Here is a 26,418-nt window from a genome sequence, read left to right as displayed (position 1 = left end):
AGCTCCAGCAACGGCTGAAGGACAAGTACGGCGAGGGCGTCGTGCTCCTGCAGGCGGTACTGAAGCCGGTGCGATAGGGAAGCCGTGACCGCTCTGACGCGCTGCCGGAGAGTCGACTCGTTGCCGGCGCCCCAGCCCGGCACGAAGTGTATGCGCCGCCACCACGACCCTTTGACGGCTTTGCCGCGCGCACGACGTCCACCCTGGCGATCGGGGGTTCGCTGGTTTCCCGCATATGCGCATGATCATATGTCGGAGATCCGGTTGGGGCAGACCAGGTAAGCGTCAAAGTGGTGCGGCCTTTGCCGCGTGCCCCGGTCGGCCTGGCCTGATTGGTCTGTCGTAGGTGCTCGGGATCGCGGGCTGTAGCTGGGCCAGGTCCAGGCCGGCGATCTGGGCGCGGCGCAGATTCCAGGCGGTCCAGCACGTTGTTGACGGTGCGGACCTGGGCGCCGGACAGGGCGCGGACCTCGGGGGCGGGCAGGCGCAGCGGCTCGGCGCGCTTGGTGGGGTCCCCGCTGGGCAGCAGGGCGGCCGGGGCGTGGGCGCTGATCCAGGAGAACAGCGCCGAGACGTGGGCAAGGTGGTTGTTGACCGTCGCCGGTGCCATGGCGGCCGTGCTGCCGGTCTTTCGCGTGCCGCCCGGCGGCGGCCAGGTGATCGTGCCAGGCGGTCATCTCGCGGGCGATGATCGCCGGGACGCGCTCGTGTCCGAGCCCGGTGGTGATCCAGGCGCGCAGCCGCAGCGCGAGGTCTTCCTTGTTGCGGAAGTAGTTGAACAGGGGTCTGGAGGAGTTCGTGAGTTCGTTGATCCAGAGGAGCTTGGCCAGTGGACGGGTCAGGTCCGCGCTGAGGTGACGGCCCTGAGCCGCACAGCGATGAGGCTTGTGCGCCGGCCGAACCGGCCAGCGCACGTTCGCACAGGCGTACACGCCGTCTGACACGCGGATGAGTGAGCTTTATGCGGCCCAGGTGACCTCGCCGTCGGCGTTCACCGTCACCAGGCGGCCCGTCTCAGTGAAGCTGGCCGCGACGACGTCCTCGCGCCGCTCGCGGACCTCCCCCTTGACGTCGAGCAATTCCAGCTCACCATCGTGGACCAGGCCGACCGCCGTACCGGACGGATCGGCGATCACACCGGCCCGAGCGGCGACATCGCGCGACCACGTCTGCCGCCCGCTCGGGTCGATGCCGCGCACCTCGGTGTGATGGGTTCCGCGCTGGTCGACGTAGCGGGACACCACCGCGCCCCCTCGCGTACCGGCCACGCATTCCCCGGGCTGGTCGAGATCGACCTGAAGGGGAACGACGGTCCCGTCCTTGAGTATCCCTCCGCGCTCGCCGGTCAGGACCGCCCAGTCTCCGCCGACGCAGCCACCCCAGAACCCCCCGGCGGGCACGCGCTCCCCTGTAGCCCGCCATCCGTGAGCGTCGCGCTGGAAGCGCAGGATCTCACCGCCGGGCAGCGTGGGGTCGGCGTAGAGCAGCAGAGCCGTCGTCCGGTCGGGGCTCTCCCGCCAGAGGACGTTCTCCACGCCGGCGACCTGATGGCTCTCCTTCTTGCCGTCCGAACGCTGGATCTGGAGCGTCTCTCCCTCGGCGACGACCGTGTCCGCATCGCCCCGCCGGCTCAGCACCTTCCGGGTAGCGGTGGAGAAGGCCGCTTCAGGGCATCGGGCCGCGCAGACGGCAGCCTGCTTGTCCGTCCACACGTGCCGCCCGTCCGAGGCGTACCCGAGGTGCGATTCGGTCTGCGGGTCGTACACGATCGCCCCCGTCGAGGAGGCGGCGACGAAGACCGGCGGAATTTCCTGCTCACCGCCGGTGGAACACGACGTGACCGCCACCAGCGCCAGCAGGGACGCGACAAGTGCGCGGTGGTTCATCGGCCGCTAGATCCGCTTGGTCTGGAAGCTGCACGTGGGGTCGAGGCCCGGAAGGTCCCAGCGCACCCAGAATTTCACGTAGACCTTGTCCTTCGCCGGGCTGATGATGTGGACGGTCGCGCTCTTCGTGCCCACCTTGGCGCTGTCGGTGCCCCAACCGCCGTGCCACTTGTCGACCGCGTTGTTCTTGTCCGAATAGACATCGATGGCCACGTCGGTCTTCGATCCGGCGCGACCGCCAATCGTGTACGTGAACTTGGTGAAGACGTCACTCCCTGCGCTGTTGTAGTAGTAGCGCGCCGAGCCGCTGTAACCCTTGGGGTCCGACGAGCAACTGCCGCTGAGAGTCTTGTCAGCCGACGCAGAGGCGGAAGCGCCGCCGGCGCCGACGATCGACAACGTCAGTCCCGCGGTCCCGACGATCGCCGCATGCCGAAGTATGGTGCTCAGTCGCATGATGCCCTTTCCGTTACCTTGACTTGCATCCGTCGAAGGGAGCGTAGGGAGCGCCGGTATATCGGCGGTATGCCCGGCCGTAGATGATCATGTCTGTACGGTTTTCGGGAATGCCCCAACCGTTCATCGCCTCCCGGGCGTCTTGTCCATATGAGGCCTTGCCTGGAAGTCGCGGGCGTGACCAGCACCCCGACCTGGCCGATTACCCGGCGAGCGGCGAGCGGCGCGCGGGGCTGGGACAACCAGCTCTGGCGGCTCGGCGACGACCTCGCCGTCCGGGCGTTCGCGGCAGGCGCGGAGGCGCAGCTCACCGGGCGTCTGGGCGCGTGTGCGGGCAGTTGCGGCCCAGGCCATCTGCACCTGATCAACGGGTTGTTCGACGCGCAGCGCAGCATGGCGCCGGTGCTGGCGCTGGCCGCCCACATCCCCAGCGCCGAGATCGGCACCTCGTTCTTCCAGGAGACCCACCCGCACCGGTTGTTCGCCGAATGCAGCCACTACTCCGAGCTGATCTCACATCCGGCGCAGATGCCGCGCATCCTGCAGACCGCCATCCAGCACGCGATCGGCCGCTCGGGCGTCGCGGTCGTCAGCATGTCGGGAGACATCGCCGTCCAGGACGCGCCGCAGCGGACCGTCGAACCTGCCCTGCTCACCCGGCGGCCGGTCGTACGGCCCGGCGAGGCCGAGATCGCCGAGCTGGCCCGGCTGGTCGACGAGGCCGAGAAAATCACACTGTTCTGCGGCAGCGGCACGGCCGGCTCCCACGAGGAGGTCATGGCCTTCGCCGAACGCGTCAAGGCACCGGTCGGGCACGCGCTGCGCGGCAAGGAATGGATCCAGTACGACAACCGCAACTGGCCGGCTTCGCCACCACCACCAGCAAGCTCGTGCTCAGCGGCGGCGGCGGCCGCATGATCCAGCTCGCCCGCTCGAACCTGCGCAACATCCCACGCCCATGACCTCGACGAGCACGCGTATGCGTCATGTACGTGATAATGGCCGGTTATCCCGAACGCGGCAGACCGCCGCCTCGCAGACAGCGGCCGGTCTACTCCACCTTCTTCGACCTGGCCTCCGCCTCGGCGGCGTCCATGGCGGCCGCCTCCTCCGGGGTCGGTGCCGTCCCCCCGAGGTGGGCCGGCTGCCACCACACGCCCGGCGGGATCTCCGGGTAGGTGCGCTGCGCCCGGTCCACCAGCTCCGACATCCGCCGGTGCAGATCGGCCGTGTGGTCGTTGACGTTCTCCCCGCGCTTGGGGTGCATCGGCTCGCCCACCAGGATGGTGACCGGCACGTGCCGCTGCAGCAGCCTGCGCGGCCGGCCCTTGGTCCACAGCCGGTGGTCGCCCCACAGCGCCACCGGGATCACCGGCGTGTTCGTCGCCTGGGCCATCCGGATCGCGCCGTTCTTGATCTCCTTGACGGTGAACGACCTGCTGATCGTCGCCTCGGCGAACACGCCCACCACCTCGCCGGCCTTCAACATCCGCAGCGCCGTGGCGTACGAGCCCGCCCCCGCCCCCCGGTCCACCGAGATGTGGTGCATCCCGCGCATCAGCGGCCCCGAGATCCGGTTGTCGAACACGTCCTGCTTGGCCATGAACCGCACCAGCCGCTTGGACGGCAGCGCGGCGAACCCGGCGAAGATGAAGTCGAGGTAGCTGATGTGATTGCTCACCAGCACCGCTCCCCCGGTCCGCGGCACGTGCTCGGTCCCCTCCAGGCGGAAGCGGATGTCGAGCACGCGAAAGAGGGTCCGCGCGGCGGCGATCACCGGCGGGTACACGATCTCAGCCATGAGCAGAAGGTAACGTACTCAGGCACGTTTCACGGTAGTCGGGAGGTTGACCATCCCCCGGACATTGCCGTGGGCGGTCCTCCTGATGCCCGTCTCGTCGATGTCGTAGTCGGGTGAGACGGCCTTCGTGAGCTCCTCCAGCGCCACCCGGCCCTCCAGGCGGGCCAGGGGGCCGCCGAGGCAGTAGTGGCGGCCGGCGCCGAAGCTGATGGCCCGGCCGGTGTCGCGGGTCAGGTCGTAGACGTCCGGGTGGGCGAAGACGTCCTCGTCGCGGTTGGCCGAGCCGATCAGCAGCCAGACCTTGGCGCCCTCGGGGACGCGGGTGCCGTACCACTCGGTGTCCCGCGTGAGGCGGCGGGCGACGCCGTGCGCGGGGGTGTCGTAGCGCAGCGACTCCTCCATCCACCCGGTGATCGCCCCGCCGAAGGCGGCGGCGCGCTGGGCGGGGTTGCGCCACGCCCAGTACCAGGCGGCGCTGAGCAGGTGGGTGGTCGTCTCCGCGCCGGCGCCGATGAGCAGGAACAGGAACGCCACGATGTCCTCGTCGGTCAGCTCGTCGTCGGCGACGAGCGCGGAGACGAGGTCGTCGCCCGGCGCGGCCCGGCGCTCGGCGATGATCGAGCGGTAGTAGTCGCCGAGGGAGACGATGCCCTTGAGGCCGTCCTCGGCCATCTTGCCCTCGGGGTCGTAGGCGAGCACGGAGCTGAAGTCGCGGCGCACGCCCGCCCGGTACGACGGCGGCACGCCCACCAGCTCGGAGATCACGTCGAGCGGCAGCTTGGCCGCGATGTCGCGGGCGAAGTCGAACGTCTCCCGCTCGACGGCCTCCTCGATGTGCTCGCGCGCGATCTCCCTGATCATGGGCTCCAGCGCGGCGACCCGGCGCGGGGTGAAGCCCCGGGAGATGGCGGCGCGCATGCGGGTGTGCTCGGGTGGGTCCATCGCCACGAACGACAGGAACCTGCGGGCGTGCGTGCCCCAGGCGCCCGGGTCGAGCATGGGACCGTGGTCGCTGGACAGCAGCGCGCTGTCGGTGAGCGCGGCCGAGACGTCGGCGTGCCGGGACAGCGCCCAGAAGTCCAGGCCGGCGTTGTGGTAGAGCGGCGCCTGCGCGCGCAGCCGCGCGTAGACGGAGTAGGGCTCGTCGTTGGTCGCGGGATCGTACGGGCTGTAGAAGACCTCCACGCCGCACACGCTACGACGCTTGCGCGGTCGTGAAAACGGGCAGATGTTTTGACCATGAAGAAGCTCATCAACACGGCAGACTCCGTCGTTGAGGACGCGCTGAACGGCCTGGCGGCGGCCCACCCGTCGCTGCGGGTCCGCGACCAGGTGGTCTACCGGGCCGAGGGGCCGCGGCCGGGGAAGGTCGGGCTGGTCTCGGGCGGCGGGTCCGGGCACGAGCCGCTGCACTCCGGTTTCGTCGGCCACGGCATGCTCGACGCCGCCTGCCCCGGCGAGATCTTCACCTCGCCGGTCCCCGACCCGATCATCGAGGCGACGAGGGGCGTGGACGGCGGGGCCGGGGTGGTCCACATCGTCAAGAACTACACCGGCGACGTGCTCAACTTCGAGATGGCCGCCGAGCTGGTCGAGGACGTCGAGGTGGCCACCGTGCTGGTGGACGACGACGTGGCCGTACGGGACTCCCTCTACACGGCGGGCCGCCGCGGCACGGGGGCGACGGTGTTCGTGGAGAAGATCGCCGGGGCGCTGGCCGAGGAGGGCGCGGCGCTGGCCGAGGTCGCGGCGGTGGCGGCCGAGGTGGATGAGCGCAGCAGGTCGTTCGGCATCGCGCTGACCTCCTGCACGGCCCCGGCCGCCGGGAAGCCGACCTTCGACCTGCCCGAGACGGAGGTGGAGCTGGGCATCGGCATCCACGGAGAGCCCGGCCGGGCCAGGGTGCCGCTGGTGTCGGCGCGCGAGCTGGCGGGCGTGGCGATGGAGGCCATCCACGGCGACCTGCCGCTCCAGGGCGACCTGCTGGTGATGGTGAACGGCATGGGCGGCACCCCGCTCATCGAGCTGTACGTGGTGTTCGCGGAGGTGGCGGCGTTCGTCAAGGGCAAGGGGGCGCGGATCTCGCGCTCGCTGGTGGGCAACTACGTGACGAGCCTGGACATGCAGGGCTTCTCCGTGTCCGTCTGCCGGGTCGACGACGCGATGACCCGGTTGTGGGACGCGCCGGTGGAGACGCCCGCGCTGCGGTGGGGGCGCTGATGGACACCGACCTGTTCCTGGCCTGGTTCGAGGAGACGGCCAGGCTCGTGCGCGAGAACCGCGACCGGCTGAACCGGCTCGACGCCGCGATCGGCGACGCCGACCACGGCACGAACCTCGACCGCGGGCTCACCGAGGTGCTCAAGGCGCTGGACGGCTCGCCGCCGGGCTCCCCGGCGGAGGTGCTGACGGCGGCCGGCACGACGCTGATCCGCCGCGTCGGGGGCGCCTCCGGGCCGCTGTACGGGTCGGTGTTCCGGCAGATGGGCAAGGCGCTGGAGACGCCGGTGACGCTGGCCGGGTTCACGACGGCGTTCGAGGAGGGGGTCGTGGCGGTCGAGCGGCTGGGCAAGGCCGCGCTGGGCGACAAGACCATGGTGGACGCCCTGGCCCCTGCCTCCCGCGCGCTGGCCCTGGCCGTACGCGACGGGGTGGGCGTGCGCAAGGCGCTCGACCAGGCGGCGCGGGCGGCCGCCGAGGGCGCCAAGGCCACGATCCCGATGCAGGCCAGGAAGGGCCGGGCCAGCTACCTCGGGGAGCGCAGCATCGGGCACGAGGACCCGGGGGCGGCGTCGGCGGCGCTGTTCCTGGAGGCGCTGGCCACCGTGGCGGCATAGCGATGGTGGGCGTGGTCCTGGTCTCCCACAGCGCCGCTTTCGCGACCGAGGCGGTGGCGCTGGTCCGCGGCATCGCGGGCGAGGACGCTCCCGTGGTCGCCGCCGGAGGGATGGAGCACGGCGGGCTGGGCACGAGCGTGGACGTCATCGAGGCGGCGGTGCGCAGCGTCGACCGGGGTGACGGGGTGGTGCTCATCCCCGACCTCGGCAGCTCGGTGCTGACCGCCCGGCTGCTGATGGAGGACGGGCGGGTCGTGGTGGCGGACGTGCCGTTCGTGGAGGGGGCGATCGCGGCGGCGGTGGCGGCGGGCGCGGGCCAGCCGCTGGCCGACGTGCTGGCCGCGGCCGAGGAGGCCCGCACCTTCCGCAAGCTCTGACCTCCGCCGCGTGCTCAGTGGCCCCTGAACTCCGCAAGCTCTGACCTCCGCCGCGTGCTCAGTGGCCCCTGAACGCCTCCTCCAGCCACCAGGAGCCGTGCTCCCTCGTCACCTTGGCGTGCACCAGCAGCGGCCTCTCACGCGCTCCCTCCAGCCATTCGGCCACGCCCGCCAGGTCGTCCGGCCCGGTGACGGTCACGGCGGCCAGGCCCTGGCCCCGGGCGATGGCGGCCAGGTCGGCCGGGGGGAACGTGACGGTGCCCAGAGGGTGCCCGTGCGGGCCGAAGTGGTGGACCTCGGCGCCGTACGCCTCGTCGTCGTACACGACGATCACCATCGGCAGGCCCAGGCGGACCACGGTCTCCAGCTCCGCCAGGCCCATCAGGGCGCCGCCGTCGCCGAGCGCGGCCACCGGGAGCCGGTCCGGGCGGGCCACGGCGGCGCCGATCGCCGTCGCCAGGCCCAGCCCGACCGACTGGAACGCCTGGGTGAAGCAGAACCCGCCCTCGTCCGGGACATCGAGGAACATCGACGGATATCCCATGAAGTTTCCGGAGTCGATGGCGACGATCCGCTCGCGGGGCAGGAGGTCGTCCAGGCCGATGGTGAGGGTCCTGGGGTCGATCCTGCCGTCGCCGCTCTCGTCGTCGTACGGGACCGCCCGCCAGCGGCCCTCCGCCTGGATCCGCCGCGCCAGCTCCGGCGAGCGGCAGCCCCCCACGGGCCCCGCGGCGAGCCGGTCGGCCAGCGCGCGGGCCACGGCCGCCACGTCGCCCACCACGCCCAGGTCGGCGGGCACGTGCGTCTTGAGCGCCGCCGGGTCGAGGTCCACCTTCACCACCTTCGTGCCCGGAGAGATCAGGGAGCCGTGGCGGGTGGTCCACATGTTCAGGGCGCAGCCCCAGCCGATGACGAGGTCGGCGCCCCGGATCAGCTCGGCGGTCAGCGGCGTGGCGAAGCCGCCGGACACGTCCAGGTCCCACGGGCTGCCGCGGAAGAGCCCCCTGGCCACCGCGGACGTCGCCAGCAGCGCACCCGTCCGGTCGGCCAGCTCCACCAGCTCCCGGCGCGCGTGCCGGGCGCCGCGCCCGGCGATGAACACCGGCCGCCGGGCCGCCGCCAGCACCCGCGCCAGCTCCGCCACCTCACCCGACGCCACCACACCCGACGCCACCACACCCGACGCCACCACACCCGACGCCACCGCACCCGACGGCACCCCGCCCGACGCGGGCTCGCCCGCGTTCATGGGTGCGACCTGCGACGGCGGCGGGCCGTCGTAGGGGGCGGCCTGGACGTCGAGGGGCAGGTTCAGCAGCACCGTACGCCGCTCCGCCACCGCCACCCGGTACGCCTCCACCGCCTCGGCCACGGCGGTGCCCGGCGCCGTGACCCGCATCGGCACCGCCCCCACCGCCGTGGCCAGCGCGGCCTGGTCGATGTGGAAGTTGGACCGGACCTCGGTGGCCTCACCCGCCAGGACGATCAGCGGCGTCCGGCTCTTGGCCGCCTCCGTGATGCCGGTCATCGCGTTGGTGAGCCCGGGCCCCTGGTGGACCGACACGATCCCGGCCTGGCCGCTCATCCGGGCGTAGGCGTCGGCCATCGTGGCGGCCCCGCCCTCGTGGCGTGGAAGTTGCCGCTGCCGATCACCCCGAAGGCGGTCCGGGCCCCGCAGGCGGCCAGGGCCCGGCCGACGGCCTCCGCGACGATCAACGTTCCACCAGGGCCAGCACGCGCACGGGGCTGCCCGAGCCGCCCACGATGGGCAGCGGCGGGGCGACCACGACGGCGCCGGTCACCGGCAGGCGGTCGATGTTGCGCAGCTGGGTGAGGCCGTACTTGCCGGCGCCCAGCAGGAAGGAGTGGCAGGGGAAGGGCGGGTCGAAGGAGTGGGCGGCGCCGGCGTCGGTGCCGACGGTCTCGACGCCGAGGCCGAGGATGGGGGTCTCGGACGCCAGCCACTCGGCGCACTCCACCGACACGCCGGGCGTGTGCGGCCCGGTCTCGTTGGCGTTCAGGAAGGCGGCCTGGTCGGCGGAGCGGGCGTCCCAGCCGGTGCGGTAGAGGAGCCAGCCGCCCTCGGGGAGCGGGCCGTTGACCCGCTCCCACTCCTTGACGTGGTCGATCCGCAGGAGGAAGTCGGGGTCCTTCGACGCCTCCGCCGCGAAGTCGAGCACCACGGCGGGCGCGATGAGGCTGCGCGCGGGCACCTGGGAGACGTCCTGGCCGTCGCGGGCGGTCACCCAGTGGACGGGGGCGTCGAAGTGGGTGCCGGTGTGCTCACCGGTGTGGATGTCGTTCCAGTACCAGGCCGGGCCTCGGTCGTCGTAGCGGCTGATCTCCTCCAGCCGGAACGGGATCGTGTTGCCGAACGGCTCGGGCAGCTGGAGGATCGGCGTCTCCGACGTCAGCGGAGCGGTGAGGTCGATCACCTCGATCGCCCCGCTGCGCACGCTGTCCACGAAGTTCTTCAACACCGACATGTCTTCCTCCTTGGTGGGCTGAGCGCATCCTCCTACGCTGGCCCTACCAGTGCCAACACCGGCATACACGAGGATTTACGCGCCGATCCGCCTGCTCGGCGGCCCTGAGCCGGAAGCCGCTGTCGTCGCCGTAGCCGTCGACGTCGCCGGGCTCCACGGGAAAGGCGTCACGCCCTGGTCCACTCCGCGCATCCGCCGGTCTGGAACGCCTTGTCCGTCGCCTGGATGGTGACGGTGGCGGCGCCGGTCGGCATGCCGGTCGCGATCACGTCGCCGGTCGTGCTCCTCAGCCTGGCCCAGTAGCAGAGGGGGAACCCGGAGGTGGGCCCGGCCGTGCGGTAGGTGCCGGGCTGGATGTCGGTGCCGACGACGAGGGTGCGCAGGGACGCGGGGTTGATGGCGGGCCCAGTGGCGGGCCCAGTGGCGGGCCCAGTGGCGGGCCCAGTAGCGGGCCCAGTAGCGGGCCCGGTGGCGGTACCGCCACCGGGCTGGGTCGTCTGACCGGGCGGCGTCTGACCAGGCTGGGTCTGGCTGGGCACCGTCTGGCTGGGCTGGGTCTGGCCCGGCGCGGTCTGGCTGGGGACCGTCTGGCTGGGAACCGTCTGCGGCGGGGTGGTCTCCGCGGGGATGGAGAGCTCGGGCTCGGCCGTCGGGCTCTCCTCGACCGTCACCGTGACCCTGGGCTCGGACTCACCCGACGACGCCGTCTGCGCGCCGAACCCGACGAAGACGCCCAGCAGGAAGCCCAGCAGGGCGGCCAGCCCGGAGACGAGCACGATGATCGGCGGACTGCTCGTCGCCCGCGGGTACTCGGGGACCCGGGGGTAGTCAGGGGGTGGGGGCCCGTACATCACGGACCCAAGCGTGCCATCCCTGTCAACGGTGGAGGTAGTCGACGAGCGACGCCTTCTCCGTCTCCAGCTCCTCGATGGCGCTCTTGACCACGTCACCGATGCTCACGATGCCGACGAGCCGGCCGTTCTCCACGACGGGCATGTGCCGGAACCGCTGCGTGGTCATCGTCCGGCGCAGCGAGTCGACGTTCTCGCCCGGTCCGACCGTGGTGACCTCGGTGGTCATGATCGCCGAGACCGGCGAGTCGAGGATCGCGGCGCCGCGGTCGTGCAGGCGCCGCACGACGTCACGCTCCGAGACGATCCCCTCGATCGTGACCCCGTCGGAGGACACGACGACGGCCCCGATGTTGTGCTCGGCGAGCTGGGTGAGCAGCTCCCGTACGGTCGCTCCAGGCGCCACGGTCGTCACGCCACTGCCCTTGCCACGAAGGATCGTCCCGATGAGCATGTGCACCACCTCTGCCCTGAGTGTTCCAAGCCCTGCGTCAAGGCAAACAACCCTGTGGGGACCGCGTCAAGCGGTCACGTAGGCTGCTCCCGTACTTAATCCCATACAAAAACCGAAAATTCACTCAAGGACCGCCAAATGACCGAGCCGCTCAACACCGGAAGCCACGATCTGCCCGTCACGGACGAGCTCGCCGCGTTCATGCGCACCGGGTGGGCGGGGACCCGGACGGCTCAGGTGAGCGCGAAGCCGATCGCGCCGTGGGCGGCCAAGCGGCGGGCCGCGCTGGCGCAGCGTTTCCCCGGCGAGCGGCTGGTGATCCCGGCGGGCACGCTGAAGGTGCGCAGCAACGACAGTGACTACCGGTTCCGGCCGCACAGCGCGTACTCGTACCTGACGGGCGCGAGCGAGTCGGACGACGTGCTGGTGATCGAGCCGTCCGGCGAGGCGGTCCTGTACGTCAGGCCGCGCGCCCCGCGCGAGGAGGGCCAGGAGTTCTACCGCGACCGCCGCTACGGCGAGTTCTGGGCCGGCCCCCGGCCGGACCTGGCGGAGGCGGCGGAGCTGTACCAGGTGGAGTGCGCGCACATCCGCGAGCTGGAGCTGGGCGGCCCGGCACGGGTGCTGCGCGGGGTCGACGCCACCGTGGACGCGCGGGTCCCCAGGGGTGCGGGCGACGCTGAGCTGGAGTCGTTCCTGGCGGAGATGCGGCTGGTCAAGGACGAGTGGGAGGTCGGCGAGCTGCAGTCGGCCGTGGACGCCACCGTGCGCGGGTTCGAGGACGTCGTGCGCGCGCTGCCGCAGGCGTTCGGGCACCCGCGGGGCGAGCGGTATCTGGAGGGCGTGTTCGGGCTGCGGTCGCGGCTGGAGGGCAACGCCTCCGGTTACGACAGCATCGTGGCCTCGGGGGCGCACGCCTGCGTGCTGCACTGGATCCGCAACGACGGCGCGCTCGACCCCGCCGACCTGCTGCTCCTGGACGCGGGGGTGGAGGCGGACACGCTGTACACGGCCGACGTCACCCGCACGTTCCCCCTGTCGGGCCGGTTCAGCGCCGTGCAGCGGCAGGCGTACGAGCTGGTGTACGAGGCCCAGACGGCGGCGATCGCCACGCTCAGGCCGGGCGCCCGCTTCCGCGACTTCCACCTGGCGGCCATGCGCGTCATCTGCGACGGCCTGCGCGACTGGGGCCTGCTGAAGGACTCCACGGACACGCTCATGGAGACCGGCCTCTACCGGCGCTACACGCTGTGCAGCAGCGGCCACATGCTCGGCCTGGACGTGCACGACTGCGCGAAGTCGCGGGCGGAGGTCTACCTGGACGGCGTCCTGGAGGAGGGCAACGTGCTGACCGTCGAGCCGGGCCTGTACTTCCAGCCCGACGACCTGACGCTGCCGCGGGAGCTGCGCGGCATCGGCATCCGCATCGAGGACGACCTGGTGATCACCGCCGACGGGGCCACCCTGATGTCGTCCGGGCTCCCCCGCCACCCGGACGAGATCGAGTCCTGGATGGGCGCCCTGTCGTAACGGACCGGTCACGTTTCGTGCCGGGCTGACAAGGTGCGAGCCGGCTCTCATACCTTTTCCGCAAATTCCCACGGAAGCATGGCCTACTGGACAGCCCGTCAGTAGGGTTGCCAATCCGTAGGCGGCGGAGGTGGTGATGGCCTGGTCCGGGTACGTCGGGCGCCGGGCCGGCTCGGCGCTCGGCCAGGTCGGTGACCTGTTCGTCATCGTGCTGGAGGGCCTGCGCCGGAGCTGGGACGTCAGGCACTGGTGGTGGGAGTTCGTCGACCAGTGCTGGTTCCTCGCCCGCGTCACCAGCGTCCCGGTGCTGCTGGTCTCCCTGCCGCTGGGCGCCACCGTGGCCTTACAGGTGGGCGAGCTGGCCCGCCAGCTCGGCGCCGGCTCGGCCACCGGCAGCGCGGTCTTCGTCGGCCTGATCCGCGAGGTGGCGCCGCTGGCCAGCGCGCTGCTGATCGCCGGGGCCGGGGGCAGCGCGATGACCTCCGACATCGGCGCGCGCCACATCCGCGACGAGCTGAGCGCGATGGAGGTCATGTCGGTCAACCCGATCCATCGCCTGGTCACCCCGCGCATGTGGGCGGCCAGCACGATCGCGGTGTGCCTGTGCCCGCTGGTCATCCTGGCGGGCGCGACCGGCGGCTACTTCTTCAACGTGATCGTCCAGGGCGTCACCCCCGGCGCGTACTTCGAGGGGGCGCTGTCGCTCGTGGTGGCCTCCGACCTCTACGTCACGCTGTTCAAGGCGTGGATCTTCGGGTTCATCGCGGCGGGGGTGGCCTGCTACAAGGGCATGACGTGCGCGTCCAGCCCGGTCGGGGTGGGGCGGGCGGTCAACCAGGCGACCGTGGTGACGTTCATGCTGGTGTTCACGTTCAACTACGTCATCTCGGCCGTGTACTTCCTCGCCTACCCGCCGAGGTCGCTCTGATGGTGACGCGGACGGCCGGCCTCAGACTCGCCCTCAGGGGGCGGGACGTCGCCGAGCGGTTCGCCACGCTGGCCGACTGGCCGCTGTTCGTGTGGAAGGTGCTGTTCTACTCCGTACGCGACGTCGTGCTCCGGCTCAAGTACTTCAAGGTCGTCATCCGGCAGGTCAGCGACGTCGTGGTGGGCGTCGGCGCGACCGTCATCGGCGGCGGGATGATCTTCGTGGTGTTCACGATGGCGTTCGTCGTGGGCGCGACCGTGGGCCTGCAGGGCTACCAGGGGCTGCAGGCCATCGGCGCGGAGTCGTTCATGGGCCTGGTCGGCAGCTTCGCCAACGTCCGCGAGATCACCCCGATCATCGCGGCCACTGCGCTGGCGGCGCAGGTCGGCTCGTCGTTCACGGCGGAGCTGGGCGCGATGCGGATCTCGGAGGAGATCGACGCGCTGGAGGTGATGGGCATCAACGCCTTCACCTACCTGATCTGCACCCGGGTGGTGGCGGCGCTGCTGGCCCTGGTGCCGATCTATCTGATCGCGCTGTTCGCCAGCTTCTTCGCCACCCGGCTGATGTGCACCGTGCTGTTCGGGCTGGCGCCCGGGGTCTACGACTACTACTTCTACCTGTACCTACCGGTCAGCGACATCGCCTTCAGCGTCGCCAAGGTCGCCGTGTTCGCCTTCGCCGTCATCGTCATCCACTGCTTCCACGGCTTCCACGCCACGGGCGGGCCGGTGGGCGTGGGGGTGGCGGCGGGCCGGGCCATCCGCCAGTCGATCGTCACGATCGTGCTGCTCAACCTGTTGCTGTCGTACCTGTTCTGGGGCGCCGGCGGCAACATACCGCTGACGGGGTGAGCCGGTGGCCAGAGCAGATCTCTCCCTCGCCGCCCGCCTGGGCATCGCGCTCGCGTTGCTGGCGGTGCTCGCCGCGACCGTCCTGTACGTCGTCCGCACCGCCACCGAGACCAGCGGCACCCGGATCGACGCCGTGTTCGGCCGCGCCGGGCAGGGCCTGGACACCAGTTCCCCGGTCAAGATCCGCGGCATCACGGTCGGCGACGTGACCTCCCTCGCGCTCGACGCCCGGGGCCGCGCCGTGGTCACCATGCACCTCGACCCCGGCGTACGGGTGCCCCGGACGGCGGTCGCGTCCGTGGAGCCGGCCTCGGTGTTCGGCCCCAAGTTCCTCGCCCTCGACCTCGGCTCCGGCGAGACCACCGGCCCCTACCTGACCTCCGGCGCCGTCATCACCGACACCCGCGACCCGCTCGACCTGTCCGACACGCTCGGCGACGCCTACCGCGGCCTGGACGCCGTCGATCCGCGCGAGGTCGCGGTCATCGTGCACACCGTGGCCAAGGGGCTCGACGGCCAGGGAGAGGACCTGCGCGAGCTGATCGGCGACGCCGGCACGGTCGTCGGCGTCGCGCACCGGCAGCGGGAGCGGGCCAGGCAGTTCCTGCGCGACGCCGCCCTGCTGGGCACGGCCCTGTCGGACAAGGGGGACGAGCTGGTCGCCATCTCCTCCGACGTCAACGTCATCACCCCCGACCTGCTCAAGCGGGCCGACAAGGTACGCGCCCTGCTCCAGGAGATCACCTCGATCTCCGGCCAGGTGGCGCACGGCCTGGACAAGCACCGGGGGAACCTGCGGGCCGGCGTGCACTCCGGGGAGCGGGTGGCCGCGCTCATCTACGCCCAGCTCGGCCTGGCCGGCGACGGCGTACGCGGCCTGAACGAGCTGGTCGACCTGCTGAACGAGCTGATCGAGGCGCCCGGCCCCGGCAACAGCCGCCAGCTCCAGGTGGAGGCGTTCGTGGCCACCGACGTCTGCGAACTGATCGTCGGCGCCTGCGGCCCGACCGACGGGAGGCGCTGACATGGAACGCGTCCGGCGCCGCTGGACCTTCGTCCGCTTCGCGTTGTTCGTCGGTCTGTGCGTGGCGCTGATCGTGGCGATCAGCGTGCAGATCGCCCGGGTCGGCACGGGCGGCGGGTACCGGCTGGTCGCGATGTTCGACGACGTGTCGGGGCTGGTCGAGGGCGACCAGGTCAAGATCGCCGGCGCGCCGGTCGGCCAGGTGGACACGATCAGGGTCGTGGACGGCCGGGCCGAGGTGACCATGGAGGTGCAGGACGCGGTCCGGGTCCCCACCGACACCGAGGCCGCCGTACGCTGGCGCAACGCCGTGGGCCAGCGGGTGATCTACCTGCTGCCCGGCACCGCCCCCGGCCGGCTGCCCCCGGGCTCGCGCATCACCCGCACCTCCTCCGTCGTGGACATCGGCGAGCTCGTCAGCGACCTCGGCCCGCTGACCCGCAGCCTGGACCCCGAGCAGATCAACCAGCTCCTCACCGCCGCCGCCAAGTCGCTCAAGGGCAACGACCGCAACATCCCCAGGCTGCTCGACAACGTCAACGCCATCACCACCACGGTCAACGACCGCAGGAAGACCATCGAGCAGCTCCTGGAGGACTACGCCACCGTCACCGGCGTGGTCGCCAAGCGCGACAAGCAGATCGAGCAGCTCGTCGACAACCTCGTCACGCTGACGGAGGCGTTCGCCGACAACCGGAAGCTGGTGGACGAGGCGCTGGTGGAGCTGTCGGCGACCTTCCACACCTCCAATGAGGTGCTCGGCAAGAACGCCGACGAGCTCGGCGCGCTGGTGGACAACCTGTCGGGGCTGACCGGCGGCATCCGGCGCAACGTGAGCTCGATCGACCGGACCGTCAGCACGTTCCAGCCGCTGTTCGCGCGGGCGTACTCCAGCGTCAACCGCGGCCACTACTTCATCACCGCGGTCCCCTGCGTGGCGCTGAGCGCCGCGCCCTGCCCCTACGGGATGCAGACGCCGCCGCCGCTGCGCAACACCAGGGTGCAGAGCGAGAAGGACCTGCGGAAGCTGCTGGTGGGCCGGTGATGGCGCTCAAGTCGTTTCGCGACCGCAACAAGCACGCCGTCGGCCTGGTGTCGCTGGCCACGCTCGCGGTGATCCTCGTCGCCACGTTCCTGGTGGGCAACCTGGGGCTGCTGGAGGGCGGCTACACCATGTCGGGCGTGTTCGTGGACTCCGGCGGGCTGCGCACCGGCAACGACGTACGGGTCGCCGGGGTGCGGGTGGGCAAGGTCACCGAGGTACGCGCCGACTACGGCCAGGGCCACGTGGTCGTCACCTGGAAGGTGGACGACGGCGTGCGGCTCGGCCGCGGCACCCGCGCCGACATCGCCCTGTCCAACCTGCTCGGCGGCCGGTACGTCCGGCTCACCGGCCCGGTCTCGCCCCCGTACGTCGACCAGCTCCCCGAGGCCCAGCGGCGCGTCCCGGTGCAGCGGACCGGCGTGCCCACGCTGATCAACGACGCCGTCAAGGACGCGACCCGGCTGGTCGAGCGGCTGGACACCGAAGCCGTGGACGACCTGCTCGCGGAGCTCGGCAAGATGGACACCTTCAAGCGCGGCCGCGTCACCCGGCTGCTGGACAACATCGGCGACCTCTCCGACACCATCAGCAAGAGCGAGCCGCAACTTCAGCGGCTGCTCGACAACGGCACCCGGGTCATGGACGTCCTGGAGAAGAAGGACCGGCAGCTCGGGCGGCTGATCGACGCCCTCGAGGTCATGCTGAACGAGCTGCGCAGGCGCCGCACCGAGCTGCGCACGCTGCTCGGCGACGGCAGCGACCTCGTGCAGAGCACGACCCGGCTGATCGCCGAGCACGAGCGGACGCTCGTCCAGGTGCTCGACGACAACGCCGCCATCACCACGCGGCTCAGCGGCAGCAACGAGCGGCTCAACTCGCTGCTGGCCTGGGCGGGCCCGACGTTCGCCGGCCTGTCCACGATGGGCGGTCAGGGGCCGTGGCTGGAGGCCATCGCCACCGGCCTGGGGCCCATCAACCCGGAGGTGCTGGCCGCCATCGCCAAGGACAGGAAGAGCGACAGATGAGACGGCTCGTGGCGGTGTTGCTGGCAGGCGTCCTCCTGGCGTCCGGGTGCTCGGCGGTGGGGACGGAGCCGTACCGGCTGGTGGCGATCTTCGGCAAGGCGCCCTCCCTGTACGAGGAGGCGCGGGTGAAGGTGATGGGGCTCGACGCCGGTTACGTGGAGCGGATCCGCATCATGGGCGACAAGGTACGGGTCGAGCTGCGGATCGACCGGCAGGTGCCGCTGCCGTCCGACGTCAAGGCCGTCGTCGCGCCGCAGAACACGCTCGGCGAGCGCAACGTCGTGCTCTATCCCCCGTGGAAACCGGGGCAGCAGCGGATCCGGTCGGGCGCCACCATCCCGCTGGAGCGGACCGACCTGCCGGTGGAGATCGACGACGCGCTCGACGCCTTCACCAAGCTGACCGACGCGCTCGACGACGACAAGCTGGGCGACGTGGCGGGCGACCTGGCCGACGGGGTCAGGGGACGGGGCAGGACGATCAACAACGCGATCGCCGACACCTCCGAGCTCACCGGCACCCTGGCCGAGCAGGACCAGCGGCTCATCGACCTGGCCAAGGGCCTGAACAAGCTGGCCACCAGCCTCAACGAGCGCGAGAGCCAGGTGACGGGCGCCATCGACGCCTTCTCCGAGGCCAGCGCCATCCTGGCGGAGGAGCGGCGGCGGCTGCGCGGCTTCGTCACCTCCATGGCGGGTTTCGTGCGGCGCGGCGACGTGCTCATCGAGCAGTACGCGCAGCGGCTCCCGCAGGCCGCCGGGACGCTGGCCGAGCTGGTGCTGACGGTCAGGGCCAACAGCGCGTCCGCGGCGCGGGCCGTGAAGGGCGCGGCCGACTTCGCCGACATCCTGATCGACTCCTGGGACCGTAAGCAGCACGTGCTCAAGATCCGCGTCGTGCTCAACGCCATGACCAGGGCGTGGCTGACCCCGCTGTTCGACGCGCTGAACCTGGGCGAGGTGCCGTGCCTGCCCGGCGGGCTCAGCAACTGCCCCTTCGCGCAGCGGGGAGGCCGGCGATGAGCGTACGGCTGCTGGCCGGGCTGGCGGCGCTGGCCGTGACGGCGTCGTGCTCGCTGCAGACGCTCGGCGCGACCACCGGCGACCTCACCCTGCACGCGGTCTTCGACGACGTGCAGAGCCTGGTGACCGGGCACAGCGTGCAGATCTCCGACGTACGCGTGGGCACCGTCACCGGCATCCGGCTGCAGGGCTACCGGGCCAGGGTGACGATGTCGATCCAGTCCGCGCACCGGGTGCCCGAGGGCAGCACGGCCACCGTGGCCAAGACGTCCGTCCTGGGCGAGAACTACGTCCAGCTCGCCCCGCCGGCGGGGCGGGACCTGGCCACGGGACCGTACCTGAAGGACGGCGCCACGATCGCCGAGACGTCGGTCGAGCCGGACATCGAGCAGGTCACGGCGAAGGCCGGGCCGCTCATCGAGGCGCTCGGGGCGCAGGACGTGAACGCCATCCTGGACGCCGCCTCGACCGCGTTCGCCGGGCAGGGCGACGAGGTCAACCGGCTGATCAAGCAGACGGCGGAGGTCACCGACGCCTACGCGGCCGCCCGCCGCGACCTCGGCACCAGCATCGACGCCCTGGCCCGGCTCGGGGACGACCTGGCGGAGGGCAGCGCCGAGCTGGACCGGCTGCCGGGCACGCTGGCCTCGGCCACCGCGCGGCTCGCGCACGGGCGCAGGCACGTCAAGAAGGCCATCGTCGCGCTGACGAGGCTGGCCGAGGAGGCCAACCTCACCGTCTACCCACGCCACGCCGCCCGCCTGCGGACGCTGCTGCGCGAGCTGGAGGCGATCTCGTCGTCCATGCAGCGGGGCAAGGAGGACCTGAAGGCGCTGGTGGCGAAGCTGCAGAAGTTCATCGACGCGCCGCCGATCACGGTGAACGGGCAGGTGCTGATCTACGTCTGGCTGAAGGGCGTGCTGCTGCCCGCCCGGGAGGATCCCGTACGCGACCGGGTGGAGGACTTCCGCCTGCTGCTGGAGCCGCCGCGATGAGACACCGGATCTACCTGAACCTGGGGTTCTTCGTGGTGCTGGGGATCGTCATGACGGTCTGGGCGTTCAGCACGATCATCCGGCTGGACGCCATCGAGCGGCCGTACCGCGTGTCGGCGGAGTTCGTCTCCTCGCCCGGGCTGATCCGGGGGTTCGACGTGGCGTACCTGGGGGTCCGGGTCGGCAAGATCGGCGACGTGCGGCTGGCGCCGGGCAAGATCGTCGTGGGCCTGGACATCGACCGGGAGATCCGGCTGCCGAAGGGCGTCACGGCCGAGGTGCGGCGCAGGTCGGCCATCGGGGAGCCGTACGTGGAGCTCTCGCCGCCCGCCACCGGCGCCGCCGGCGCCACGCTGGCGGCCGGCGACACGATCCCGCTGGCCAGGACGACCGTTCCGCTGGACTACAAGAAGCTGTTCGAAGGGGTCGGCAAGCTGCTGAACGCGGTGCCGCCCGAGGACGCCAAGACCATCGTGCACGAGCTGGCCGTGGCGCTGGACGGGCGGGCGCCCGCGATCAGGCGCATCGTCGACGACGCGCACACCCTGACCGGCACCCTCGCGGACAACGCCGAGGTGCTCGACGACCTGTCGGTGCAGCTCACCCGGCTCACGCACACGCTGGCCGGCAAGCGGGGGGAGCTGGCCTCGGGGATCACGGACCTGAGCACGGTGACGGCGGCGCTGCGGGAGTCCCGTTCGGACCTGAACGCCTTCCTCGACCAGGGACCCGGCGTGTTCGCGCAGCTCGACGCGGCCTTCCGGGCGTCCAGGCCGGGGTTCTCGTGCCTGCTGACGGCGGCCGGGCTGCCGCACCAGCCGGTGTTCTCGGCGGCGACCGAGCGGAACGTGCACCACCTGCTGGGCATCGTGCCGACCGCGCTGAGCCTGGCCGACGACATCAGCGACCGGCGCGGGGGCACGGTGTACGGCAAGGCGGCGTTCGTCTTCAGCGTGCCCGGGGGGCCGACGCCCGCCGAGGAGTACGCCGGACCGGTCGGCCCGCCCTCGGTCCCCGCCCTCCGCACCTGCCCGGACCGCCCCGCTGACCGCCCTGCCGACCGCCCTGCTGACCGCGGTACTGACCGCACTGCCGACCGCCCCGCCGATCGTCCCGACGACCGCCGGACCGACGCGGCCCATCCCGGCGGCTCGCCCCGTCCGGCGGCGAAGGACACCCGCAGCCCCTCGGAGGAGACCCCGCAGGAAACCGCGTCACCCACGGGCGTGGCCGCCACGCGCGCCGCGTCCGGTACCCCGCTGAACATCGCCCCGCTGATTGTCGCGATATTCCTCGCCGTGGTGGCGAGTGGTGGCATCGTGGGCTGGATCGCGGCGGGCCGGGCCGCCCGCCGCCGTGAGGAGTCGACATGACCACCAGGCAGCACCTCGCCACGCAGGCCCACCCCGCAACGCCACCCTCGGACAACCCACCCTCGGACACCGCGCCGTCGTCCTCGGACGCCGCACCACCCGACACCGCGCCTTCCGCCGACGGCACGCCCACCGTGGCGCCCGACGCCGGCTCCGCGTCGACGAGCGTGGAGCCGCCCGCCGACGCGGAGAAGAGCGCACGTCCAGCGGCGAGCGCCGCTGTCGAGAGCGCCGAAACGGCCGCCTCGACCGACGCCGGTGACGCGGCGAGCACCGAGACGGGCACCCAGGCAGGCACCCAGGCGGGCACCCAGGCGGGCACCGAGGCTGAGGGCTCCGACGCCCCCACGGACACCGGCCCCGCCGCAGGCCCCGGGGGCGAGCGGCCCCGGCGGGTCACCCGGGCCAAGGTTCTGGGGGCGCTGGCCGCGATGGTGGTGGCCGCCGTCGCCGCCACCGCCGTACTCCAGTGGGTGACCGCCGCCCAGGCCCAGGACGCCCGCGCCCGGCTGGAGTCCGAGCGCGCCCTGCGCATGGAGGTGTCCGGCGCGGCCGCCGCCTTCAGCCGGGCCCTGCTCAGCTACGACTACCAGGACCTCCAGACCACCCGCTCGGCCCTGGCCGCCCAGGCCACGGGCGACTTCCTGGCCACCTACGACGCCGCGTTCGGCGGCACCATGGCGCAGGTCATCGTCAAGCTAGAGGCCACCTCCCAGGCCACCGTGCGCGAGGTGTACCTGGCCGACGTGGACGAGGCCACGGCCCACGCCATCGTCGTCGTGGACCAGCAGGTGAACACTTCCGAGGCGATCCGCTCGGTCAAGGATTCCCACCTTAAGATCAGTCTTGTGAAGGAGAAGGGGAGCTGGAAGATCCATGACGTGACCGTGCTCGGCGCGGCCTCGGAGGATCAATACTCCCTCGACGGCGACGACAAGAAGAAGGACTGACGATCGGCTGCTTAGCGATGGGCGGACACCCGGACGAGGTGCGCGCCCCGTACGAATGGCTGACCGAGGTGGAGCAGGAGCGGGCCGCCCGCTTCCGGTTCGAGGAGGACCGGGTCTGCTTCATCGCCGCCCACCTCCTCGTACGCCTCTGCGCCGCCGCCGCCCTCGACGCGGACCCGGGGGAGCTGACGCTGCTGCAACACTGCGACGTGCACGGCCCCGGGCACGGCAGGCCGTACGTCGAGCAGGCCCCGAAGCTGGGCGTCAGCTTCAGCCACACGCGAGGCTACGTGTGCGCGGTGGCCGGGCCGGGCAAGGTGGGCGTGGACGCCGAGCACGTACGCCCGGGCCCGCTGGACACGATGCTGGCCGACCGGGTGCTCACCCCGCACGAGCGCGCGCTGGTCACCGGCAACGACGAGCTGATGCGCCACTGGACCCGCAAGGAGGCGCTGATCAAGCGCGGCGAGCTGACGCTCGACAAGCTCGGTCAGGGCGGCGACGACCTGACGGGACGGCATCTGCTGGAGTGGAGCGCCGGGCCGGACATCAGGGTGGCGGTCGTCACCGACGTCCCCGCCGAGAGGGTGCCCATCCCGGAGGTCAGCGGCGGCGGGTCGGAGTCGGGTCGAGGAAGACCTGCCTGACCCCGGTGAAGCGCTCCCGCAGCCGCCGGTCCACCTCCTCGCAGGCGATCTCCACCCCGGCCGCGCTGGCCTGGTCCCTGAAGTCGATCTTCGCGGCGACCAGGATCGCGCCCGGCCCGATCATCATGGTGAGGAGCTCGACCACCTCCTCCACCTCGGGCTGGGCCATCAGCACGGCGCGGATGCCGGTCTCGATCGACTGGGGCGCGGCCTGGCCGATGAGCAGCGACAGGTTCGACTGGATGAGCGTGAGCGCGACGACCAGCAGGAGCAGGCCGATCGCGACCGACGCGGCCCCGTCCCAGAGCGCCGAGCCGGTGAGCTGGGAGCCGATCAGCCCGGCGCCGGCGATCAGCAGGCCGACGAGGGCGGCGGCGTCCTCGAACAGTACGGCCTTCAGCGCGGTGTCGGAGGTGCGCCGCACCAGGCGTACGGGGTTGACGTCGTGTCGCGCGGCCTCGCGGCGAAGCTGCGACATCGCCTTCGTGAACGAGATCGCCTCGATGACGAACGAGACGGCCAGCACGACGTAGGACGGGGTGAGGTCGGACAGCTCCTCCCCATGGCTGATCTCGTGCATGCCGTGCGTGATGGAGAACCCGGCCCCGCCCACCAGGGTCGCGACCGCCGCCATCATCGCCCAGACGAAGCCCGCCTTCCCGTACCCGAACGGATGCCGCCGGTCGGCGGGCTTGCCCGAGCGGCGGACCGCCACCAGCAGGAGAAGCTCGGTGACGGTGTCGGCGGCGGAGTGGGCCGCCTCCGACAGCATGGCGGCCGAGCCGCTGATGAGGCCGGCGACGAGCTTGGCCAGGGCGATGGTCAGGTTCGCCGCTCCGGCCACGAGCACGGTGCCCAGGCTCTCCCCCGACTTTTCCTCCATGGCGCACAACTGTATGTGCGCTAGATTGGGGATCATGAGCGCGCCTCGCTGGCTTTCTCCCGCCGAACAGCGTGCCTGGCGTACGCACCTGGCGCTGCACAAGCTGCTCATGCACCGGCTCGACCGCGAGCTGCAGGAGCACGCACTCTCGTTGAACGACTACGAGATCCTCGTCAACCTCTCCGAGAGCCAGGGACGGCGCATGCGGATGAGCGACCTGGCGGACGCGACGATCCAGTCGCGCAGCCGGCTGTCGCACCAGATCTCCCGCATGGAGGCCAAGGGCCTGGTGACCAGGGAAGACTGCCGTGACGACCGGCGGGGCACGTTCGCGGTGCTGACCGACGAGGGCTGGGACACGATCCAGCGGGTGGCGCCGTTCCACGTCGGGAGCGTGCGCGAGCACTTCGTCGACCGGCTCACCGACGACCAGCTTCAAGCGATCGAGGAAGCGTACGCGCCGCTCGTGGAGCACCTGAAGAAGCTGCGCTGACATCCAACCGATATCCGTGACGGCGCGCGGCGTTCACGGTCGATCGATACGATCCGGTCATGCTGAGAAAGCTCCTCGTCGTGGCTGTCCTCGCGCTGGCGTCGGCGTGCTCGTCCGGCGGTGGCGGGGCCGAGCTGCCCGCCGGGCCCGACCTGATGAAGAAGTCCTCCGAGGCCATGAAGGGCGTCAAGTCGGCCGGCTTCTCGATCACGACCGAGGGCAAGCCGAAGGTGCCGGTCAAGAAGGCCGACGGCCGGCTCACGGCGGAGGGGGACGCCGACGGCACGATCACGCTCGACGTGCTGGGCACCCTGCAGGAGGTCACCTTCGCCCTCATCGGTGACACCGTGCACTTCAAGGGCCCGACCGGCGGCTTCCAGCAGATGACGCGCGACCAGCTGGCGCAGTTCTACGACCCGTCGGTGATCCTGGAGCCCACCAAGGGCATCGCGCAACTGCTCGCCTCGGGCACCGATCCCAAGGTGGAGGGCGTGGAGGGCGGCTCCTACCGGGTCGCCACCACCTTCCCGGGCACCGTCGTCGGGCAGATCATCCCCGGCGTCACGCAGGGGGTGAACGGCAAGGTCTGGATCGACCAGGCCACCAGCCGGCTGACCAAGGCCAGCCTGCCGCTGCAGGACGGCACGGTGACGGTGGCGTTCAGCGACTACGACGCGCCGGTCACCGTCACGCCGCCCGCCACCAAGTGAAGGCCGTCAGGTGAGGCGCACCCGCCGGGTGGTGCTCGGCGCGGGCGGCGCGGTGGTGCTGCTGGCCGCGCTGGACGCGTACGTGGTGGTGACGGTCCTGATCGACATCGCCGAAGACGTGGACATCCCGCTGAACCACCTCGAGCGCGCCACCCCGATCGTCACGGGCTTCCTGCTCGGGTACATCGCCGCGATGCCGCTGCTCGGCCAGCTCTCCGACCGGTACGGCCGGCGCCCCCTGATCCACGCCTGCCTGGCGGCGTTCGCGCTCGGCTCGGTGCTGACGGCGCTGGCGACCGGTGAGGTGATGGTGGTGGCCGGGCGTACCGTCCAGGGGGTGGCCGGAGGCGCGCTGCTGCCGATCACGATGGCCCTCATCGGGGACCTGTGGGAGGCGCGGGAACGCCCGGTGGCCCTCGGCGCGGTGGGGGCGGCGCAGGAGCTGGGGAGCGCGCTCGGGCCGCTGTACGGCGGGCTGCTGGCGCTGGTGCCCAGCACGGTGGTGGCGGGGATCGAGCTCGGGGAATGGCACGCGATCTTCTGGATCAACGTCCCCCTCGCCGCCCTGGCCGCCCTTGGCCGTCCACTTCACCGTCCCACCCCGCACCACCACCCCTCCGTCCGGCTCCGACACGCCAGGCCAGGTCCAGGCGGACGCGGCCACGGCGACCCCCCTCGGCGCCCCCAGCGCCACGTCCCCCAGCACGCCGAACACCGGCCAGGCGAGCGCGGGCCGAACGGGCGCGGGCCAAACGAGCACAGACCAGGCGGGTGCGGTGGCCGCGAGCGCGCCGGACGCCACAGCCGTCAGCCGGAGCCGGGAGGGCGGGCGGGTGGACGTGGTCGGTGGGGCGTTACTGGCCCTGGCGCTCGGCCTCCTGGTCGTGGGCCTGTACAACCCCGACCCCGCCAGCTCCGTGCTCCCCCCGTGGGGCCTGCCCGTGATCGCGGCCGGCGCCGTGACGGCCGCCGGCTTCGTCTGGTGGGAGATCCGCTCCCCCGTCCGCCTCCTCGACCTCACCGGCACCCGCAAGGGCCCGCTGCTCGCCACCCTGGCCGTCAGCTTCCTGGCCGGGGCGGCGCTCCTGGTCACCATGGTGTTCGTCCAGTTCACCGCCCAGACCCTGCTCGGCGAGGACGCGCTGGGGGCGTCGCTGGTCCTGGCCAGGTTCCTGGCGGCCCTCACCGTGGCCGCCCTGCTGGGCGGGCTCCTGGCGCGCCGGCTGGGCGACCGGGCGGTGGCGGTGGCGGGCATGGCGGTGGCGGCCGTCGGCTACTGGCTGATGAGCCGCTGGCCGCTCGACCTGGCCGGCGCGGGCCTCGTCATGGACGTCGACCTGGTGGTCGCCGGGCTGGGCCTCGGCCTGGTGATCGCCCCGGTGTCGTCGGCGGTGCTGCGCGTGAGCACGGCCGCCCAGCACGGCGTGGCGTCGGCGGCGGTCGTGGTGGCCAGGATGATGGGCATGCTGATCGGCATCGCGGCCGTGTCGGCCTGGGGCTTCTACCGGTTCCAGTCCCTGACCGCCCACCTGGACACGCCGCTCCCGTTCGGCGTGGACCCGGAGACGTATCAGCGGCGGCTGGCCGACTACACCGCGAAGGTGCAGGGGGCGCTGCACACGGAGTACACCGAGATGTTCCTCGTCACGGCGTTCATCTGCCTGCTCGGCGCGGCGGTCGCCCTCCTGATGCCGTCCCACGACGCCAGGCGCCGCTGACCGGGCGACCGGAACGCGACCGCGCCCGACGACCCCCCGGCGAGGACGCCCACACAGGGCGCCTCACCGGGCG

Annotated in this window: 27 protein-coding genes and 1 pseudogene; 19 read left to right on the top strand and 9 right to left on the bottom strand. The window is 71.8% G+C overall.

The genetic code is table 11. The annotated features are described in order from the left end of the window. Nucleotides 1-590 precede the first annotated feature (590 nt). On the top strand, nt 591-941 hold the full coding sequence (locus ACTWPW_RS30340; protein ID WP_443170626.1) for a hypothetical protein: 351 nt from the start codon (nt 591-593) through the stop codon (nt 939-941). An 18-nt stretch (nt 942-959) separates the two neighbouring features. On the opposite strand, the gene ACTWPW_RS30335 is transcribed toward ACTWPW_RS30340, so the two are convergent. Beyond that, nucleotides 960-1,886 (bottom strand): hypothetical protein, encoded by a 927-nt coding sequence (locus ACTWPW_RS30335; RefSeq protein WP_443170625.1) that lies wholly within the window; start codon nt 1,884-1,886, stop codon nt 960-962. Nucleotides 1,887-1,892: 6 nt separating this feature from the next. Continuing rightward, entirely contained in the window at nt 1,893-2,342 is a 450-nt protein-coding gene (locus ACTWPW_RS30330; protein WP_364134797.1) for a hypothetical protein, read from the bottom strand. Nucleotides 2,343-2,519: 177 nt separating this feature from the next. Between ACTWPW_RS30330 and ACTWPW_RS30325 the strand changes: the two genes are divergently transcribed. Next, on the top strand, nt 2,520-3,260 hold the full coding sequence (locus ACTWPW_RS30325) for a thiamine pyrophosphate-binding protein (RefSeq protein WP_443170624.1): 741 nt from the start codon (nt 2,520-2,522) through the stop codon (nt 3,258-3,260). A 133-nt stretch (nt 3,261-3,393) separates the two neighbouring features. Here the strand turns inward: ACTWPW_RS30325 and ACTWPW_RS30320 are convergent, their stop codons facing one another. Together ACTWPW_RS30320 and ACTWPW_RS30315 are read right to left on the bottom strand one after the other, a co-directional pair. Continuing rightward, the gene (locus ACTWPW_RS30320) at nt 3,394-4,143 is read right to left on the bottom strand and encodes a lysophospholipid acyltransferase family protein (protein ID WP_443170623.1); all 750 of its coding nucleotides are present in this window, start codon (nt 4,141-4,143) and stop codon (nt 3,394-3,396) included. An 18-nt stretch (nt 4,144-4,161) separates the two neighbouring features. After that, entirely contained in the window at nt 4,162-5,328 is a 1,167-nt protein-coding gene (locus ACTWPW_RS30315; protein ID WP_443170622.1) for a cytochrome P450, read from the bottom strand. Nucleotides 5,329-5,382: 54 nt separating this feature from the next. Between ACTWPW_RS30315 and dhaK the strand changes: the two genes are divergently transcribed. The 3 genes from dhaK to ACTWPW_RS30300 are packed head-to-tail and all read left to right on the top strand — an operon-like array spanning nt 5,383 to nt 7,357. Then, a complete protein-coding gene (gene dhaK, locus ACTWPW_RS30310) occupies nt 5,383-6,363 on the top strand; it encodes a dihydroxyacetone kinase subunit DhaK (RefSeq protein ID WP_443170621.1) in 981 nt (326 codons plus the stop codon). Continuing rightward, entirely contained in the window at nt 6,363-6,980 is a 618-nt protein-coding gene (dhaL, locus tag ACTWPW_RS30305; protein WP_375109394.1) for a dihydroxyacetone kinase subunit DhaL, read from the top strand. The genes dhaK and dhaL overlap by 1 nt, the downstream gene beginning before the upstream one ends. A gap of 2 nt (nt 6,981-6,982) precedes the next feature. Continuing rightward, on the top strand, nt 6,983-7,357 hold the full coding sequence (locus tag ACTWPW_RS30300; protein WP_375109393.1) for a PTS-dependent dihydroxyacetone kinase phosphotransferase subunit DhaM: 375 nt from the start codon (nt 6,983-6,985) through the stop codon (nt 7,355-7,357). 58 nt (nt 7,358-7,415) lie between these two features. On the opposite strand, the gene ACTWPW_RS30295 is transcribed toward ACTWPW_RS30300, so the two are convergent. The 4 genes from ACTWPW_RS30295 to ACTWPW_RS30280 form a co-directional block, all read right to left on the bottom strand. Further along, entirely contained in the window at nt 7,416-8,963 is a 1,548-nt protein-coding gene (locus ACTWPW_RS30295) for a thiamine pyrophosphate-binding protein (RefSeq protein WP_443170620.1), read from the bottom strand. A gap of 106 nt (nt 8,964-9,069) precedes the next feature. Then, nucleotides 9,070-9,843, bottom strand: a complete 774-nt coding sequence (locus ACTWPW_RS30290) for a cyclase family protein (RefSeq protein ID WP_375109391.1) — start codon at nt 9,841-9,843, stop codon at nt 9,070-9,072. A gap of 167 nt (nt 9,844-10,010) precedes the next feature. Next, nucleotides 10,011-10,697 carry a hypothetical protein gene (locus ACTWPW_RS30285; RefSeq protein WP_443170619.1) on the bottom strand — a complete coding sequence of 229 codons (687 nt, stop codon included), beginning with the start codon at nt 10,695-10,697 and terminating at the stop codon, nt 10,011-10,013. Nucleotides 10,698-10,719: 22 nt separating this feature from the next. Continuing rightward, on the bottom strand, nt 10,720-11,148 hold the full coding sequence (locus ACTWPW_RS30280) for a CBS domain-containing protein (protein ID WP_364134832.1): 429 nt from the start codon (nt 11,146-11,148) through the stop codon (nt 10,720-10,722). Between the two features lie 138 nt (nt 11,149-11,286). Here ACTWPW_RS30280 and ACTWPW_RS30275 point away from each other — a divergent pair, with 138 nt between their 5' ends. From ACTWPW_RS30275 to ACTWPW_RS30225, 11 genes are all read left to right on the top strand, one after another. Continuing rightward, the gene (locus ACTWPW_RS30275) at nt 11,287-12,678 is read left to right on the top strand and encodes an aminopeptidase P family protein (protein WP_443170618.1); all 1,392 of its coding nucleotides are present in this window, start codon (nt 11,287-11,289) and stop codon (nt 12,676-12,678) included. A gap of 136 nt (nt 12,679-12,814) precedes the next feature. After that, the gene (locus ACTWPW_RS30270; protein WP_364134837.1) at nt 12,815-13,606 is read left to right on the top strand and encodes an MlaE family ABC transporter permease; all 792 of its coding nucleotides are present in this window, start codon (nt 12,815-12,817) and stop codon (nt 13,604-13,606) included. Continuing rightward, nucleotides 13,606-14,460 (top strand): MlaE family ABC transporter permease, encoded by an 855-nt coding sequence (locus ACTWPW_RS30265; RefSeq protein WP_364134840.1) that lies wholly within the window; start codon nt 13,606-13,608, stop codon nt 14,458-14,460. Before ACTWPW_RS30270 ends, ACTWPW_RS30265 begins: the two co-directional genes overlap by 1 nt. A 4-nt stretch (nt 14,461-14,464) precedes the next feature. Next, complete coding sequence (locus tag ACTWPW_RS30260; protein WP_443170617.1) at nt 14,465-15,484, top strand: MlaD family protein; 1,020 nt, start codon at nt 14,465-14,467, stop codon at nt 15,482-15,484. A 1-nt stretch (nt 15,485) separates the two neighbouring features. Then, nucleotides 15,486-16,529 (top strand): MCE family protein, encoded by a 1,044-nt coding sequence (locus tag ACTWPW_RS30255; protein ID WP_443170616.1) that lies wholly within the window; start codon nt 15,486-15,488, stop codon nt 16,527-16,529. Continuing rightward, nucleotides 16,529-17,554, top strand: a complete 1,026-nt coding sequence (locus ACTWPW_RS30250) for an MlaD family protein (protein ID WP_375109384.1) — start codon at nt 16,529-16,531, stop codon at nt 17,552-17,554. The genes ACTWPW_RS30255 and ACTWPW_RS30250 overlap by 1 nt, the downstream gene beginning before the upstream one ends. After that, a complete protein-coding gene (locus ACTWPW_RS30245; protein ID WP_375109383.1) occupies nt 17,551-18,576 on the top strand; it encodes an MCE family protein in 1,026 nt (341 codons plus the stop codon). The genes ACTWPW_RS30250 and ACTWPW_RS30245 overlap by 4 nt, the downstream gene beginning before the upstream one ends. Next, nucleotides 18,573-19,571 (top strand): MCE family protein, encoded by a 999-nt coding sequence (locus ACTWPW_RS30240; protein ID WP_375109382.1) that lies wholly within the window; start codon nt 18,573-18,575, stop codon nt 19,569-19,571. Before ACTWPW_RS30245 ends, ACTWPW_RS30240 begins: the two co-directional genes overlap by 4 nt. Then, nucleotides 19,568-20,944 (top strand): MCE family protein, encoded by a 1,377-nt coding sequence (locus tag ACTWPW_RS30235; protein ID WP_443170615.1) that lies wholly within the window; start codon nt 19,568-19,570, stop codon nt 20,942-20,944. Before ACTWPW_RS30240 ends, ACTWPW_RS30235 begins: the two co-directional genes overlap by 4 nt. Continuing rightward, nucleotides 20,941-21,894 carry a hypothetical protein gene (locus ACTWPW_RS30230; RefSeq protein ID WP_443170614.1) on the top strand — a complete coding sequence of 318 codons (954 nt, stop codon included), beginning with the start codon at nt 20,941-20,943 and terminating at the stop codon, nt 21,892-21,894. The genes ACTWPW_RS30235 and ACTWPW_RS30230 overlap by 4 nt, the downstream gene beginning before the upstream one ends. A gap of 17 nt (nt 21,895-21,911) precedes the next feature. Then, nucleotides 21,912-22,541 (top strand): 4'-phosphopantetheinyl transferase family protein, encoded by a 630-nt coding sequence (locus ACTWPW_RS30225; protein WP_375109379.1) that lies wholly within the window; start codon nt 21,912-21,914, stop codon nt 22,539-22,541. Here ACTWPW_RS30225 and ACTWPW_RS30220 read toward each other — a convergent pair. Then, nucleotides 22,498-23,424 (bottom strand): cation diffusion facilitator family transporter, encoded by a 927-nt coding sequence (locus ACTWPW_RS30220; RefSeq protein ID WP_375109378.1) that lies wholly within the window; start codon nt 23,422-23,424, stop codon nt 22,498-22,500. The genes ACTWPW_RS30225 and ACTWPW_RS30220 overlap by 44 nt on opposite strands. A gap of 34 nt (nt 23,425-23,458) precedes the next feature. On the opposite strand from ACTWPW_RS30220, the gene ACTWPW_RS30215 reads away from it, so the two are divergent. From ACTWPW_RS30215 to ACTWPW_RS30205, 3 genes and pseudogenes are all read left to right on the top strand, one after another. Further along, nucleotides 23,459-23,917 carry a MarR family winged helix-turn-helix transcriptional regulator gene (locus ACTWPW_RS30215; RefSeq protein ID WP_443170613.1) on the top strand — a complete coding sequence of 153 codons (459 nt, stop codon included), beginning with the start codon at nt 23,459-23,461 and terminating at the stop codon, nt 23,915-23,917. Between the two features lie 59 nt (nt 23,918-23,976). Further along, complete coding sequence (locus ACTWPW_RS30210; protein WP_375109376.1) at nt 23,977-24,627, top strand: LppX_LprAFG lipoprotein; 651 nt, start codon at nt 23,977-23,979, stop codon at nt 24,625-24,627. A gap of 10 nt (nt 24,628-24,637) precedes the next feature. Further along, nucleotides 24,638-26,345: pseudogene (locus ACTWPW_RS30205) on the top strand (MFS transporter). Nucleotides 26,346-26,418 lie beyond the last annotated feature (73 nt).

The sequence above is a fragment of the Nonomuraea sp. KM90 genome, assembly GCF_052246675.1.
GTDB lineage: Bacteria > Actinomycetota > Actinomycetes > Streptosporangiales > Streptosporangiaceae > Nonomuraea.
This window is presented reverse-complemented; position numbering and strand designations above follow the sequence as displayed.

Bases quoted from the DNA above. Each gene is read 5' to 3' on its own strand.
- ACTWPW_RS30335 (WP_443170625.1), bottom strand. From the start codon at position 1,886: ATGAACCACCGCGCACTTGTCGCGTCCCTGCTGGCGCTGGTGGCGGTC.
- ACTWPW_RS30330 (WP_364134797.1), bottom strand. From the start codon at position 2,342: ATGCGACTGAGCACCATACTTCGGCATGCGGCGATCGTCGGGACCGCG.
- ACTWPW_RS30320 (WP_443170623.1), bottom strand. From the start codon at position 4,143: ATGGCTGAGATCGTGTACCCGCCGGTGATCGCCGCCGCGCGGACCCTC.
- dhaK (WP_443170621.1), top strand. From the start codon at position 5,383: ATGAAGAAGCTCATCAACACGGCAGACTCCGTCGTTGAGGACGCGCTG.
- dhaL (WP_375109394.1), top strand. From the start codon at position 6,363: ATGGACACCGACCTGTTCCTGGCCTGGTTCGAGGAGACGGCCAGGCTC.
- ACTWPW_RS30300 (WP_375109393.1), top strand. From the start codon at position 6,983: ATGGTGGGCGTGGTCCTGGTCTCCCACAGCGCCGCTTTCGCGACCGAG.
- ACTWPW_RS30295 (WP_443170620.1), bottom strand. From the start codon at position 8,963: ATGGCCGACGCCTACGCCCGGATGAGCGGCCAGGCCGGGATCGTGTCG.
- ACTWPW_RS30290 (WP_375109391.1), bottom strand. From the start codon at position 9,843: ATGTCGGTGTTGAAGAACTTCGTGGACAGCGTGCGCAGCGGGGCGATC.
- ACTWPW_RS30280 (WP_364134832.1), bottom strand. From the start codon at position 11,148: ATGCTCATCGGGACGATCCTTCGTGGCAAGGGCAGTGGCGTGACGACC.
- ACTWPW_RS30275 (WP_443170618.1), top strand. From the start codon at position 11,287: ATGACCGAGCCGCTCAACACCGGAAGCCACGATCTGCCCGTCACGGAC.
- ACTWPW_RS30270 (WP_364134837.1), top strand. From the start codon at position 12,815: ATGGCCTGGTCCGGGTACGTCGGGCGCCGGGCCGGCTCGGCGCTCGGC.
- ACTWPW_RS30265 (WP_364134840.1), top strand. From the start codon at position 13,606: ATGGTGACGCGGACGGCCGGCCTCAGACTCGCCCTCAGGGGGCGGGAC.
- ACTWPW_RS30255 (WP_443170616.1), top strand. From the start codon at position 15,486: ATGGAACGCGTCCGGCGCCGCTGGACCTTCGTCCGCTTCGCGTTGTTC.
- ACTWPW_RS30250 (WP_375109384.1), top strand. From the start codon at position 16,529: ATGGCGCTCAAGTCGTTTCGCGACCGCAACAAGCACGCCGTCGGCCTG.
- ACTWPW_RS30245 (WP_375109383.1), top strand. From the start codon at position 17,551: ATGAGACGGCTCGTGGCGGTGTTGCTGGCAGGCGTCCTCCTGGCGTCC.
- ACTWPW_RS30240 (WP_375109382.1), top strand. From the start codon at position 18,573: ATGAGCGTACGGCTGCTGGCCGGGCTGGCGGCGCTGGCCGTGACGGCG.
- ACTWPW_RS30235 (WP_443170615.1), top strand. From the start codon at position 19,568: ATGAGACACCGGATCTACCTGAACCTGGGGTTCTTCGTGGTGCTGGGG.
- ACTWPW_RS30230 (WP_443170614.1), top strand. From the start codon at position 20,941: ATGACCACCAGGCAGCACCTCGCCACGCAGGCCCACCCCGCAACGCCA.
- ACTWPW_RS30225 (WP_375109379.1), top strand. From the start codon at position 21,912: ATGGGCGGACACCCGGACGAGGTGCGCGCCCCGTACGAATGGCTGACC.
- ACTWPW_RS30220 (WP_375109378.1), bottom strand. From the start codon at position 23,424: ATGGAGGAAAAGTCGGGGGAGAGCCTGGGCACCGTGCTCGTGGCCGGA.
- ACTWPW_RS30215 (WP_443170613.1), top strand. From the start codon at position 23,459: ATGAGCGCGCCTCGCTGGCTTTCTCCCGCCGAACAGCGTGCCTGGCGT.
- ACTWPW_RS30210 (WP_375109376.1), top strand. From the start codon at position 23,977: ATGCTGAGAAAGCTCCTCGTCGTGGCTGTCCTCGCGCTGGCGTCGGCG.